Origin of the sequence: Micromonospora globbae (assembly GCF_003610785.1) — a bacterium.
Taxonomy (GTDB): domain Bacteria; phylum Actinomycetota; class Actinomycetes; order Mycobacteriales; family Micromonosporaceae; genus Micromonospora; species Micromonospora globbae.
In genome coordinates, this window is record NZ_RAQQ01000002.1 from 228780 (window position 1) to 241878 (window position 13099).

The following is a 13099-nucleotide window of genomic DNA, read 5'->3' on the forward strand; positions in this document are numbered from 1 at the left end:
GCCGTCGCCCGCGCGTCGTGGCGGGCGGGGCGGCTCGGCCAGCAACTGCGCCACCCGGCGGCCATCGCGGTCCGCGACGTCCTGATGCGGCTGACCCCGGCGCGCGTCGCCGTGCGCGCGATGACCCGGCAACTGGCACCCGCCGGCCTGACCGGCCGTTCAGGCGGCGGCGCGCCGTCGGACCCGAGGGCGTGCGGGTGTCGGGCGACGTCGAGGCTGGCGCCTCCCGTCTCCCGCCGCCCCGGAAACCAGGGGCCTCCGTGGGCCGTCCGGGACGCTGCCTGGCGTCTCGGACGGGCGCAGGCGGCCGCCTACGCTCCCCGCGACCCGGTCCTTCCTCGATCGCGCGCGCGGCGGCCGGCGGCCGGCGCAGGCCCGGGGGAGCGGGCCGGGGCGTCCAGCGTTCCGGTGTCGGCGTCGCCGGTGCCGGTTCGCCCGGTGTGGTGGTGCAACAGCCTGGTCAGCAGTTCGGTCAAGCGCTGCCGCTCCTCGGGTGACAGCGGAGCCAGTAGTTCGTCCTGGGTCTCGGCGAGCCGCTTCTCCAGTCGCCGCAGCTGCCGCCTGCCCGCGGCGGTCAGCGTGATGATGTTGCGCCGCCGATCGGCGGGATCCGGGGAGCGCTCGACCAGTTCGCGGTCGGCGAGTTCGTTGATCGTCGCCACCATGTCGCTGAGGTGGATGCCGCTACGCCGGCCCAGCGCGGCCTGGCTGGCCGGACCGAACCGCTCCAGCGTCGCGAGCAGGCGGTAGTGGTAACCGCGGGCGCCGACCGACGAGAACCCCTCGGCCACCAGGCGGTGCGCGTGGCCGGCGGTCTGGGTGAGCAGCCAACTGGGCAGGCTCTCCCAGGTGGCGGGCGTCTCCTCGGGCGGGTTCTCCATGTGACGAGTCTAACCAATCGTTCGGAGCACCAACGACTGTGCTACCGTTCGTGGCATAAACGTTAGTCGTATAAACGTTAGGAAGCCGACTGGATCCTTGAGCCGGGACCGCACCCCGCGTCCCTCGGGCCGACATCGCCTGGAGGTGCCGCACCTGTCCGCCGAGGAACTCTTCCGCACCCACATCGAGTGACACGAACGTCACCTGGTCGAACTGAGAGGCCATCATGACCAGCACCGAAACCGTCATCCGCACCCTCGCCGACCGCGCCGAACTCGCCGACCTGGTCGCCCGCCACAGTCTCTGGATCGACGAGCGCCGCTACGGCGAGACCGACCGCCTCTTCACCGAGGACGTCGTCGTCACGTCGCCGCGCGGGGAGGCCCGCGGCATCGAGGCGCTCGTCCACCTCGTGCGCGCCGGCCACGACACCTATGCCCGCACCCTGCACAGCAAGTCCAACCTCGTCATCGAGGTCGACGGCGACACCGCCACGGTGCGGGCCCACGACGTCGCCGTGTTCGTCATCGACGACAAGACCGAGGCCGTCGCGGCCGGTGTCCACCACTACGAGGCGCGCCGCACCGCGGACGGCTGGCGCTTCGACCGCCTCGTGGTCGCCCCGGTCGCCCTGACCGAAGCCCTCGGCCGAGCCCTCTAGGGGTCCCTGCCGGCCGCGAGCCCCCGGCGTCCGGGAGTTCGCGGCCGGCGGGCCGTGCGCCTTCGCCGAGTCGCGCCGGGCCGTCGTGCCCGTGGCGCCGAGAGGCGCGTGGGGGCCCGGCGCGCTCGCGCCCGCCGCACCACGAACCACCCCAGGCGGACGTGTCCGCTCGTCACCAGCCCAGCGCCGGCTGGCCCATGACCTCGCCTCCGACTGCCGCGGCAAGGTCGTACGCGAGCTCCGGTCGTGCGGGGTGGACGTGCACGTAGACGCTGTGGCCTGCCGGTGCGGGAGCGTGCCACAGTTCGGCGCCGTTGACGGCGAGTTCGAACCCGCAGCGGTTGTGCTGGCCCGGCCAGCACGTGTGCCACGAGATCGACGCGGGGTCGGTGTTCGTGGCGGCGAGGACGGTGCGGGCCACGGTGTTCGGCAGCGGGTGTTCGGGAGTGGAGACCTCGGCGTCGATTCGTGGCAGTCGACGGAGTACGGCCACGATGTGGGGCGTCATGTCCGTGACGAGGTAGCCGTTGCCGTCGCCGTCCCGGCTCGGCCGGTCGCCCGCCGGCAGATGGGGCAGCAGCGCGCCCGTGACCGGGCCGAGCGAGCGGGCCGGGATGGACAGAGCGAGGAACGCGGGTCCAACGCCCAGGTACCGGTCCAGATCATGGCTGTCGGTCTCCACCCGGGCACTGACGTCCTGGGGGCAGCGGCAGTCGATCGACCTGAGGGCCACCAGGCGCTGTGCCATCGCGTACGCGGCCTCACGGTCGTCACTGGTGTGTATCCGGTAGACAGCCGAGTTCCCCACGGAGCGCAGTCTCTCAGCCACCCGCACGGGAGCCGACGACCGGCTCGCCGCCCTGGCCACCGCGCTCGACGGAACGCAGCAGCGCGCGTACCTGCGGCTCGCCTCGGAACGCGGGCTGCGTGCTCCGACCCGGGACGCGACCAGGACGACCGACGACGGACGCTACGCGCCGCCGGTCAGGCCGGCGACCGGCCCTTACCCTGCTCGACGCAGAACTCGTTGCCCTCCGGGTTGCGCAGCGTGACCCAGCCGCGTCCGTCCGCGGTGCGGTGGTCCTCGTGGAGCTTCGCGCCGAGGGCGATGACGCGTTCCACCTCGTCGTCGCGGCTGCGTTCGGTCGGCTGCCAGTCGAGGTGGACCCGGTTCTTCACCGTCTTGGCCTCGGGCACCCGGATGAACAGGATGCCGGGCACGGGGGAGGGCGCTTCGACGAGCACCTCGTCGTCGCCCGGCTCGTCCACGTCGGACACCAGCCATCCGGTCACCTCGCTCCAGAAGGTGGCGAGGCGGTAGGGATCGGCGCAGTCGACCGTGACGTGGCGGAGGATCATGCGCCACCCTAACCGACGGCACCGACGTGAGCGGCGCGCCGGCCGCGTCCGCGCAGGTGACGGCATCCTCGCTCGGGCGGGACGACGGACGCCGTTTCGGGTGCGACCGACGTGACCGGCGCTGGTAGCCTGACGCGTCCCGCGCGAGAGGTGGAGTCTGCCCGGTGCCCAGGTTGGTGCTCTGGAGGTTGGTCGCGGTGGGGGCCGTCTGCCTGGCGGCAGCCTGCGGTCCGCCATCGGCTCGTCCCGAGAGCGACGGGATCCCCTCAACGGCAACGGCAACGGCGACGGGCTCGGCCACCGCCACGAAGCCCGCGTACGCGGTCCCGCCGACCGGCGGCCCCGGCTACTCCGCCGCGCTGTCCGCACGCCTGCTGTCCCCGGACTCGGCGCCGCCCGGATTCGACGTCGAGATCGCGACGACCATGTCGCCGGACGCCGGAGACCATCGCCCGGGCGTCGCCGACTCCTGCGCGGGCGGCATGATCCCGCTGCTGTCGGCCGCACGGCTGACCGGGACGCCGTCAGCGATGGCCGCGGCCGTCCTCAGCCTTGACGCGGGTCCCGACAGCCTCTGGGTGGGGAGCGAAGTCCTCCGGACCTACGCCGACGACGGTGCGCGGCGGGCGATGACCGACCTGCGGACCCTCGTCGGCCGCTGCCCGACGGTCGTGTCGCCCGGCGGCGAGGACACGTGGCGCTTCGCGGTGACGCCGGGGCCGCGGCTGGGCGACGAGAGTGTCCACGTCAGCTGCCGCATGACGTCCGGTCCGCACACGTTGGGCTGCGACGGCCTTCTCGTCCGGGTCGGCACCACTCTGGTGGTCGTCAAGGAGGAGGGCAACGAACCCGGTGGCGAGAGGTACCTCGTCCCGCTCGCCGAAGCCGCGGTCCGCCGGTACCAGGCGACCGGATCCGGAACGGCCTGACGGGCCCCGTCGCCGGCACTCTCCACGGCGCGGACGGGTGACCGCAGCACGGTCAACCCGTGGGGTGGGAGCCCGGCGTGTGCCCGAACGTGCGCCGGAAGACGTCGATGAAGGCGCTGGCCGACGACCAACCGCACCGGTGCGCGACGGCGGTGACCGGCGTCCTCTCGGCCAGCAGGACCAGCGCGACGTGAAGCCGTAGCTGGGTGCGCCACTGTGGGAACGTCATGCCGAGGTCGGCGCGGAACAGCCGCGACAGCGTGCGCGCGCTCGCGCCGACCTCCCGGCCCAGCTGGGCGAGGGTACGCCCGTCGGCGGGGTCGGCGCGGAGGATGTCGCACACCGCCCGCAGCAGGGGAGAGGCGGGGGTGGGCAGGTGGAGCGGTTGCTGGGGTGAGGCCCGCAACTGGTCGAGCAACACCGCGCGCAGCCGGGCCCGTTCCGGGCTGTCGTCGTCGGGGCTCCGGGTGAAGGCGACGATCAACTCCCGCAGCAGCGGGCTCACGGCGAGCACGGTCGGCACGTCCAGAGCGAGCGGGTTCTCGGTCGCGGGTAGGCCGACCAGATGCAGTTCGAGTTCCCCGTGGGCCTGGTGGGCGTGCACGGTGCCGGCCGGCACCCAGATGGCCCGGGTCGCCGGGGCGACCCACGTGCCCGCGCTGGTGGTGACCGTCAGCACCCCCCGGCGGGCGTAGACGATCTGGTGGTCGTCGTGCCGGTGGGCGTCGATCGCGCCGCCGGACGCCAGCCGGCGGGTGTCGGTCGGAGCGACCGGCTGGTGGCGGATTTGCGTCATCCTTCGGCAGTTTATCGGAAGTGAGACGCGGCACCGCGCGCCGATGATGACCGGGTGCGAAGGAGTACGTCAATCGGTCTGCTGTCCGTCGGACACGCGTGCGTCGACGTGTACCAGGGTGCCGTGGCAGCCCTGATCCCGTTCTTCGTCGCCGAGCGCGGGTACGGCTACGCCACCGTGGCGGGCGTCGTGCTGGCGGCCTCCCTGTTGTCGTCGGTGGTCCAACCCGTGTTCGGCGCCCTCACGGACCGGCGGGCGATGCCGTGGCTGCTGCCGGTCGGCACGCTGCTCGGCGGTGTCGGCATCGCCGCGAGCGGAGCCTCCGGCTCCTACGGGCTCACCCTCCTGTTCGTGGCGGTCTCCGGGATCGGTGTGGCCGCGTACCACCCGGAGTCCGCGCGGGTGGCCCGGCTCGCCAGCCAGGGCCGGCACAGCGCCATGGGTTGGTTCTCGGTGGGCGGGAATCTCGGCTTCGCGCTGGCCCCACTCATGGTCGGCGCCGTCCTGGCCGCCGGCGGGCTGCGCCGGACACCGCTGCTGGTGCTGCCGGCGCTCGTCGGCGCCGTGCTGTGCCTGCCCGTGCTGCACGCGCTACGGCAGCGGCAGGCCCACGGCACCGCCACGGCGATGCGCGCCGGCGACGACGACAGAGCCTCCTTCGTGAAGCTGTCGCTCGCCGTGATGTGCCGCTCGATCGTCTTCGTCGGCCTGAGCACCTTCATCTCGCTGCACGCCCAGCAGCGGATGGGTGGCAGCACCGCGGCGGGCACGGCCGCCCTGTTCGTGCTCTACCTCGGCGGGGCGGTGGGCTCGGTGCTGGGCGGCGCGTTGGCGAACCGGTGGGACCGGGTCACCGTCTCCGGCTGGTCGTACCTCCTCACGGTGGGAGCGGTCGCGGGCGTGGTGTTCGTGCCGGGCCCGGCTCTCTACCTGTTCGTGGCGCTGACCTCGGCCGGTCTGTACGTGCCGTTCTCCCTCCAGGTCACGCTCGGCCAGGACTACCTGCCCTCGCGGGTCGGCACCGCGAGCGGGATCACCCTCGGTCTCGCCGTGAGCGTCGGCGGCCTGGTGAGCCCCGTCGTCGGCCGCGTCGCGGACGCGACGTCCCTGCGGACGGCCCTGGCACTCCTGGTCGTGATGCCGGCGCTGAGCTGGCTGCTGTTCCGGACCCTGCCCGAACCCGCCCCGCCGCGGTTCGCGGTGGAGACGCCCGCCGGCGACGGGACGCCCGCCGGCGACGCGGAGGCGGTAAGGTCTCGGATCGTCTCAGGTGGACCGGCTCGGTGGGCGGGAGGCGGGCATGCCGATCACAGGTCAGCGGGTGGTACGGCGGACCCTCGGGCGACGTCTGACCCGGCTCCGGCAGGCCAGTGGCAAGACCCGGCGTGAGGTGGCCGAGGCGAGGCTGGGCATCTCCGAGCCGACGCTGCACCGGATCGAGACGGGCAAGGTGCCGGTGACGCCCGCGAACGTGCGGGCGCTGTGCTGGCTGTACGGCGTCGACCAGAGCGTCACCGACGTCCTCGCCGAACTGGCGCTGGGGACCTCGCAGGAGGAGTGGTGGGACGCCAACCCGGTGATCCCCGACTGGTTCAAGCTCTACGTCGGCCTGGAGGCCAGCGCCACACGGATCCACACCTACTACGGCGAGATCATCCCCGGCGAGTTGCAGACCGAGCGGTACGCGCTGGCCGTGTTCGCGGCCGAGGGGGTGACCGACGACGAGACGGCGCGGCGACACGTCAAGCTGCGGATGCAGCGGCAGAGGGCGCTGTTCGCGCGCCGTCCCGCGCCGCGGCTGGTGTTCGTCCTCGGAGAGAACGTGCTGGCGCGGCCGGTCGGCGGCGAGACGGTCATGGAGGAGCAGCGGAAGCACCTGTGGGACGTGGCCGCGAGCGGCGCCGCGGAGATCCGCATCCTGCCGTTCTCGGTCGGCGCGCACGCGGCGATGGCCGGCGCGTTCCGCATTCTGGACTTCGACGACCCCGACGACCCGGACACGGTCTACCTGGAGTCCCACGTCGGCGCGCTCTACCTGGAGGAGCCGCACGAGGTGGACGAGTACCGGCGGATCTTCCAGCTCGTCCACGACGCAGCCGTTCCGCTGGACGAGCACCGGTAGCCCGCGGGACGACACGCCCCGGCCCCTGACGGCCGGGGCGGTACCACTACTACCCACGAAAGAGGCGGCATGACTGGTGTGAGTGGCGACGGCGAGGCGAAGCCGGCGACCGCGGCCAGGATCTACGACTACTACCTCGGCGGCACCCACAACTTCCCGGCCGACCGCGAGGCCGCGCAGGCGATGCTCCAGGTGCTGCCGCTGGGTCCGCAACTGGCCAGGACGAACCGCGCCTTCCTGCGGCGTGCCGTGCGCCACCTCGCCGAGTCCGGGGTGCGGCAGTTCCTCGACGTCGGCTCGGGCATCCCCACCGAGGGCAACGTCCACGAGATCGTCCAGCAGGTCGCGCCCGACGCGCGCGTCGTCTACGTGGACATCGACCCCGTGGCGGTCGCGGAGAGCCTGGAGCTCCTGGAGGGCAACGAGCTGGCCACCGCCATCACGGGCGACCTGCGCGACCCCCGGTCGATCCTGTCGCACCCGCAGGTCACGTCGATGCTCGACTTCACCCGGCCGATCGGCCTGCTGCTCGGCGCCGTCCTGCACTTCGTGCCCGACGACGAGGTGGCGTACGACGCGGTGGGGCAGCTGCGCGCGGCGCTTGCGCCGGGGAGCTACCTGCTCGTGTCGCACGCGACAGCGGATGACGCGCCGCACGAGCAGGACGAGCTGGACGTCGCCCACGACATCTACCGGCGGAAGACCGCGACGCCGCTCGGCCTGCGCACCCGGTCCCAGGTCGAGCGGTTCTTCACCGGGCTCGACCTGGTGGAGCCGGGCTTGGTCTGGCTTCCACTGTGGCGGCCGGCTCCGGACGACCCGCAGTACTTCGCCGACGACCCGAAGCTCAGCTCAGGGCTGGGCGGAGTCGGTCGGATCCCCTAGTCGCGACCGACCGACGGAGCCCGCCGGTGGAAGCCGACGGAGCCCGCCGGTGGAAGCCGGCGGGCTCCGTCGTGCCTGTCGTCGTGGGCGGACGAGCGACGTCGTCCGACCGCGATCTCAGCCCAGCAAGCGGTCGAACTCTCCCCGCTTGGCGCCGTAGAGGAACGAGTCCCACTCCTCGACAGTGAACCGCACGATGCCGGCCGCGGGGTTCTTGCTGTTGCGCACCTCGATCATCCCGGCGTGACGGCGAGCCTCGACACAACTGCCACCGTTGCCCGTCGACCTGCTGGACATCATCCACCCATCGCTGTCAGGCATCAGTTGCTCCTCTGTGGACGGTCGTTTCCGGCCGTCTCGAACGTTGCTTGCCCCTGTGCAATCACACACGACGCGATCACTTTGGGTGACCGGCCGCGGAGAGCGGCGAGGGTCAATCGGGAACGTTTCCCCAGCACATCAGCCATTCTCTGACCCTCGCGTCCTGGATGCGCGCCCTCACTCGAAGATCGCGCCGCACGTAGAGTAACTGATGACCGCTCGGCTGCACGAGTTCACCGTGACATGTCGTCTCCGTGAAATCTTGCACGGTGCGGCTTGCGCTGCCATGCTCATCGGTGCGTACCCGCCACAGTGGAACCAAGGAGGGCGACGATGTCCGCGCCACCGCTGCGCCCACAGGACCATCCGACGACGTCCCCAGCCTCGGCACAGGAGTTCGGCGTGGGCGACCGCGTGTGGGTACGCCGCGACGACTCGTGGCGTCCCGGCGTCATCCTCTGCTCCAGCAGGTCCGCCGCCACGCTGCGGTACCGCCCGGCGGAGACCGTCGGCACCGCGGTGGACACGGTCACCTCGCACAGCCTCCGTCCCCGCCACGACGAGGACCCCTACCTCGATGATGTCCCCCTGGCGGACCCGGACCGGCCGCCGCCGGTCCTCGCCACCCGCCAGCCGGCGACCTCCACGGATCTCCGCGCCTGACCGCCGCGATCCGCACCCTCCACCGCCAGCGCCGCCCGCCTCCGCCGCCCTCCTCACGCACGCACCGTCTTGAGTGGCCAGTGCCCCGGAGAAAAGGTCACGGGGAGGTAACTCAGGGATCCATGTGCGGCGATGATCGCTAGCCTCGGTGGCTGACCAGGCGATCTCGTCTGGAGTTAGGTGGAGAGTGGATGAACATTCGGAGGAGGGTGGTCTCGCCCGTCGCGGCGGCCGGCGCACTGGCCATCATCACGAGCCTCACCACGGGCCTGCCCTCGGTGGCGCAGGCCGCTCCGGCGTCCGCGGCGGCCGACGCCCCGATCACCCACGAGGAGAACCCGCGGGTTCCCAAGGGAGCCGCGTGGACGGAGGCGTACTTCCCGTCCTCGGACGGCAGCGACGTCGAGCTGCACGCCGACGTGCTGCGCCCGGCGCACCTGCCGCCGCACGCGAAGACGCCGGTGATCCTGTCGGTGGGCCCGTACTTCTCGCACGCGGGGGAGACGTCGCCCGGCGGGTGGGACCGGGTCGGGCCCTCGGCGCGCTTCCAGGACTTCATCGACGGCGCGCGGCTCATGGAGCGCGGATACACTTTCGTGATGGTCGACCTGCGCGGCTTCGGCGGCAGCACGGGCTGCCTGGACTTCCTCGGGCCGGGGGAGCAGGCCGACATCAAGGCGGCCGTCGAGTGGGCGGCGAGGCAGCCGTGGTCGACCGGCAAGGTGGGCATGTACGGCAAGTCGTACGACGCCAACACCGGGCTGGCGGCCAACGTCCTCAAGCTCAAGCCGCTGCGGGCCATCGTCGCGCAGGAGCCGACGTGGAACCGGTACAACTACCTGTTCAGCAACGGCGTGCCGCGTTCCAACGCGACCAGCAGCCCCCGGAGCTACTACTCGATCGCCACGATGCCGCCGCTCGCCGACGACAGCGACCGCTACAGGGCGAACGCCGAGTACGAGAAGAACCACCCCGAGTGCGAGATCGACAACCGCACCAACACGCAGAACCCCGACCCGAAGTCGGAGTTCTGGCGTGTCCGTGACTTCGCCTCGCGGGCCGCCGGGTCCCACACGCCGCTGTTCGTCACGTCGGGCTTCATCGAGGACAACACCAAGCCCGAGGACATGCAGAAGTACCTGGCCAACCACCACGGTCCGGAACGCGGGTGGCTCGGGCAGTGGGAACACGTGCGCGGCAACGAGACCGACGCCGAGGGCCGGCTCAAGATGGGTCGGGCGGGCTGGTTCGACGAGGTGATGCGCTTCTACGACCAGCACCTGCGCGGCATCAGGCCGTCGGTGACCGACCCGGCGTTCTCCGTCGAGGACAGCCTCGGCAACTGGCGCGCCCAGCGGACCTGGCCGGTGGTCAACGACTCGTACAGGGCGCGGCTGTCGCCCGGGCGGTACGTCGACGACGGCGGCCAGACGCAGCGCACCGCCCAGCCGATGACGACGTCGCAGGCCGACGGCTGGGACATCGAGTACGCGCCGGAGGCCGGCTCACTGCCGACCGCCCGGACGGAGGCGCTCAGCGCCGACGCGCCCGGCAACAGCTACTGGACCTTCTCGACGCCTGCCGCCACGCAGGTGCGGCTCACCGGCACGCCGGAGATCACCCTGAAGACCAGGGGCCAGGGCAACGTCTGGGTACGGCTGTGGGACGTCGCTCCGGACGGCACGGCGACGATGTTCAACGAGAACGTCGCCGTGCTCGACGCCAGCGGGTCCACCTCGTTCGCCCTCAAGGCGACGGACTGGACCTTCGCGCGAGGACACCGGCTGGGCGTGCAGATCGGGACCATCATGTCGAGGGGGTGGCGACCCGTTCCCTCCGGTCAGACCGTCACGGTCACCGACGCGCGACTCGCCCTGGAGGTGCAGGACGCGCGGTCCGACCGGCCCACCCAGGGTGACCGGTCGCCGTACCTGGACCGGTACGTGGCGGCGAACACCATCACGCTCGACAGCGTCGGCGCCCCCACCTTCCCGTTGAGGGTGTCGAAGAAGGGCTGACCGGCGACGGCTGCCCGGCACCCTGCCGGGCAGCCGTCCGGGCGCGGAGCCTACGAGCGGCGCGGAGCGCCCGAACGGGGGCCGCACCGGTCATCGCCCGTGCGGCCTCCGCCGTCGCGGCGGCCCCGGTCTCCGTCGGGGCGCCGCACCCGGCGGCGTCGCTCATCGTGCGTCGCGCAGCGTGAGGACGTACGTGGCGGTCAGCGCGACGGCACGGTCCTCGTCCCGGGACAGGTCGGCGAGGACCCGGGACGCCGTGGCCCCCGGGATGTCCGCGAGCGCCTGCGCCAGCCGCCGACGTGCGGGCGGCCCGGCGGCGCCGTGCGTGAGGCGGTCGGCCATCCTGGTGGCGATCTGCTCCGCCACCGCGGGGTCGCCCGCCAGCATGCCCAGCGCGTCGGCGGCGTCGACGTCGTTCGCCTCCTCGACGACCATGTCGACGAGCGTCGGGATCACGTCGGCCACCCGACGCGACCCGAGCGCCAGAGCCGCGGACCTGCGGACCGCCACGTCGGAGTCCGTGAGGGCGTCCCGCAGTCGTGTCGTCGCCTCGTCGGTCGGGATCTCGGCGATGGCCCGCACCGCCCGTTCCCGCACCTCGGCCTTCGGCGAGCGGAGGCCCTCGGCCAGCGGCGCCACCGCGCTGTCGCCCGACTGCGCGAGGGCCCATCGGAGGGCACCGGCGACGTTCGGGTCCGTCTCGTGCAACGCGGCCTCGACCAGGGCGTCCACCGGCACCGGGACCCCGTCGACCGAGGACAGGGCGGCGCGCTGGCGCTGCCCGGCGCTGTCCGACGCGAGGGCCTGGAGGAGCGCGACGACGTGGAGGACGTCCTCCCAGTCGGCGGGTTCCGCGGCGCCGATCCGGCGCAGTCGCGTGAGCAGTTCCGTCTCCGCCGCGATGCGCGCGAGCGTCCGGCGGACGAGGTCGTCGACGAGCGCCGAGGGCGTGAAACCGGGATCGTCCAGCGCCCGCCCGACCTCGCGCAGCGACAACCCCAACGACCGCAGGCTCTCGATGTGGAAGATGCGCCGGATGTCCTCGCCCGAGTACTCCCGGTAACCGGACCCGGTGCGTCCTGTCGGCCGGACCAGGCCGAGCGACTCGTAGTGCCGGAGCATGCGGGCGCTCACCCCGGAGCGTCGTGCCACGTCACCGATCAACACTGCCTGTCACCCCTCCTGGGCGGTCGGGCCGATGGCCACGACGCGCTTCGCCTCCTCGATCGCGAACTCGAACCCGGCGTCCGGGTCGCGCAGCAGCCGTTCCGTGGCCCTCGCGTGCTGGCGCACCCGAGGGTCGGCATGCGTCAAGGCGGCGCGCAGGGACGGCACGACCACCTCACCGAGCGCGACCAGCGCGCGGCTGAGGCTCAACTGCGTCTCGCGTGCGCCGCGCCCGAGCTGTGTCACCAACACCCCGGCCAACCCGGGTTCCGCACCCTCGGGCACGAGGACGACGGCCGCTCGCCACGCGCTGCGCGCCACCTCGTCGTCGGCGTCGGTCAGGAGCGCCCGGGTGATGGCCGGCCACGCCCGCCGGTCCCCGATCTTGGACAGTGTGTGCAACGCCTGGCTCCGTGCCTGCGCCCGCTCGGAGCGGAGTTCGTCGACGAGCTTCGGCACCGTCACCGACGACGGGTGACGGGTGAGCGCCCACGTGAGCATGTCGCGCACGTAGAAGTCGGGCTCGACCGCGCACCGCTCGACGAGCGGGCCGACGAGCCGCTCCGCCGGGGTCGTGCCGGCCGCCAGCGCCGCCTGGAGCCGCACCGACGAGCTGCTGTTCGCCAGCCCCTGGAGTGTGCGCGCCGTGTGCGCGTCCTCCGCCGGCACGGTCATGGGGACCACCTCCGCGGCCCAGTGAAGACCTTGTCACTATGTCAAGGTCAAGCGCGGCCGCGCCGCGGGATGGGCACGCGCCTGCCGGGGGAGCGGCGCCGCTCTCAGGCGCGGTAGTAGGCCTCGACGGGTACGCGCGCCTCGTCGAACAGCGCGGGACCGTCCTGCGTCACGGTCGGCCAGGCGCCCGAGGCCGGGTTGAGCTCGACGAGCTGCTCGGTGGCCAGTGCGTAGACGACCCGGCCCAGTCCGGAGCGGACGATGCCGCCCGCGCACATGCCGCACGGCTGGCAGCTCGTGTACATGGTCGTGCGCCGCGCCGTCTCCGGGTCCAGTTCACGGGCCGCCCAGCGGGCGAGCTTCAGTTCCGGGTGGGCGCTGATGTCGTCGTCGCGCCGTACGGTGTTGTGCGCCTCGGCGAGGATCGTGCCGTCCGGCCCGGCCAGCAGCGAGCCGTAGGGCGCGTCGCCCAGGGTGACGGCGTGCGCCGCGATGGCGATGGCACGCCGCAGGAGTTCCTCGTCGGCAGTCGTGATCACGGTGGTGTCCTCCGGTGTCTGGCCAGGGCGGTCGGCGCCTGCCAGGCTACGGTAGGGCTGGCCCTACCCCGAGGATCCAAGG

At 72.6% G+C, this 13099-nt stretch carries 14 protein-coding genes and 1 pseudogene; 7 read left to right on the forward strand and 8 right to left on the reverse strand.

Features of this window, described 5'->3' with window-relative positions:
* Nucleotides 1-311 precede the first annotated feature (311 nt).
* On the reverse strand, nucleotides 312-881 hold the full coding sequence (locus tag D7I43_RS03435) for a MarR family winged helix-turn-helix transcriptional regulator (protein WP_120326888.1): 570 nt from the start codon (nucleotides 879-881) through the stop codon (nucleotides 312-314).
* Nucleotides 882-1108: 227 nt separating this feature from the next.
* Between D7I43_RS03435 and D7I43_RS03440 the strand changes: the two genes are divergently transcribed.
* Entirely contained in the window at nucleotides 1109-1543 is a 435-nt protein-coding gene (locus D7I43_RS03440; RefSeq protein ID WP_120326889.1) for a nuclear transport factor 2 family protein, read from the forward strand.
* Between the two features lie 172 nt (nucleotides 1544-1715).
* Here the strand turns inward: D7I43_RS03440 and D7I43_RS03445 are convergent, their stop codons facing one another.
* Together D7I43_RS03445 and D7I43_RS03450 are read right to left on the reverse strand one after the other, a co-directional pair.
* Nucleotides 1716-2351, reverse strand: coding sequence for a hypothetical protein (locus D7I43_RS03445; protein ID WP_120326890.1), 636 nt, complete (start codon nucleotides 2349-2351; stop codon nucleotides 1716-1718).
* Nucleotides 2352-2527: 176 nt separating this feature from the next.
* Entirely contained in the window at nucleotides 2528-2902 is a 375-nt protein-coding gene (locus D7I43_RS03450; protein WP_120326891.1) for a VOC family protein, read from the reverse strand.
* A gap of 164 nt (nucleotides 2903-3066) precedes the next feature.
* On the opposite strand from D7I43_RS03450, the gene D7I43_RS03455 reads away from it, so the two are divergent.
* Entirely contained in the window at nucleotides 3067-3831 is a 765-nt protein-coding gene (locus D7I43_RS03455; protein ID WP_120326892.1) for a sensor domain-containing protein, read from the forward strand.
* A 52-nt stretch (nucleotides 3832-3883) separates the two neighbouring features.
* Here the strand turns inward: D7I43_RS03455 and D7I43_RS03460 are convergent, their stop codons facing one another.
* Nucleotides 3884-4627, reverse strand: coding sequence for an AraC family transcriptional regulator (locus tag D7I43_RS03460; RefSeq protein ID WP_120326893.1), 744 nt, complete (start codon nucleotides 4625-4627; stop codon nucleotides 3884-3886).
* 54 nt (nucleotides 4628-4681) lie between these two features.
* On the opposite strand from D7I43_RS03460, the gene D7I43_RS03465 reads away from it, so the two are divergent.
* The 3 genes and pseudogenes from D7I43_RS03465 to D7I43_RS03475 all read left to right on the forward strand — a co-directional run.
* Nucleotides 4682-6016 (forward strand): MFS transporter, encoded by a 1335-nt coding sequence (locus D7I43_RS03465; RefSeq protein WP_120327082.1) that lies wholly within the window; start codon nucleotides 4682-4684, stop codon nucleotides 6014-6016.
* A gap of 1 nt (nucleotide 6017) precedes the next feature.
* Complete coding sequence (locus D7I43_RS03470; protein WP_240032780.1) at nucleotides 6018-6749, forward strand: helix-turn-helix domain-containing protein; 732 nt, start codon at nucleotides 6018-6020, stop codon at nucleotides 6747-6749.
* 59 nt (nucleotides 6750-6808) lie between these two features.
* A pseudogene (locus D7I43_RS03475) lies at nucleotides 6809-7634 on the forward strand (SAM-dependent methyltransferase); the annotation flags it as partial.
* A gap of 117 nt (nucleotides 7635-7751) precedes the next feature.
* Here D7I43_RS03475 and D7I43_RS03480 read toward each other — a convergent pair.
* Nucleotides 7752-7955, reverse strand: a complete 204-nt coding sequence (locus D7I43_RS03480; protein ID WP_120326896.1) for a DUF397 domain-containing protein — start codon at nucleotides 7953-7955, stop codon at nucleotides 7752-7754.
* 402 nt (nucleotides 7956-8357) lie between these two features.
* Here D7I43_RS03480 and D7I43_RS03485 point away from each other — a divergent pair, with 402 nt between their 5' ends.
* A complete protein-coding gene (locus D7I43_RS03485) occupies nucleotides 8358-8618 on the forward strand; it encodes a hypothetical protein (RefSeq protein ID WP_120326897.1) in 261 nt (86 codons plus the stop codon).
* Nucleotides 8619-8809: 191 nt separating this feature from the next.
* Nucleotides 8810-10636 carry a CocE/NonD family hydrolase gene (locus tag D7I43_RS03490; RefSeq protein WP_120326898.1) on the forward strand — a complete coding sequence of 609 codons (1827 nt, stop codon included), beginning with the start codon at nucleotides 8810-8812 and terminating at the stop codon, nucleotides 10634-10636.
* Nucleotides 10637-10798: 162 nt separating this feature from the next.
* On the opposite strand, the gene D7I43_RS03495 is transcribed toward D7I43_RS03490, so the two are convergent.
* The 3 genes from D7I43_RS03495 to D7I43_RS03505 all read right to left on the reverse strand — a co-directional run bounded on the left by D7I43_RS03495 (nucleotide 10799) and on the right by D7I43_RS03505 (nucleotide 13017).
* Nucleotides 10799-11803, reverse strand: coding sequence for a HEAT repeat domain-containing protein (locus tag D7I43_RS03495; protein ID WP_120326899.1), 1005 nt, complete (start codon nucleotides 11801-11803; stop codon nucleotides 10799-10801).
* Between the two features lie 6 nt (nucleotides 11804-11809).
* Complete coding sequence (locus D7I43_RS03500) at nucleotides 11810-12478, reverse strand: HEAT repeat domain-containing protein (RefSeq protein WP_120326900.1); 669 nt, start codon at nucleotides 12476-12478, stop codon at nucleotides 11810-11812.
* Between the two features lie 104 nt (nucleotides 12479-12582).
* Nucleotides 12583-13017 (reverse strand): nucleoside deaminase, encoded by a 435-nt coding sequence (locus D7I43_RS03505; RefSeq protein ID WP_120326901.1) that lies wholly within the window; start codon nucleotides 13015-13017, stop codon nucleotides 12583-12585.
* Nucleotides 13018-13099 lie beyond the last annotated feature (82 nt).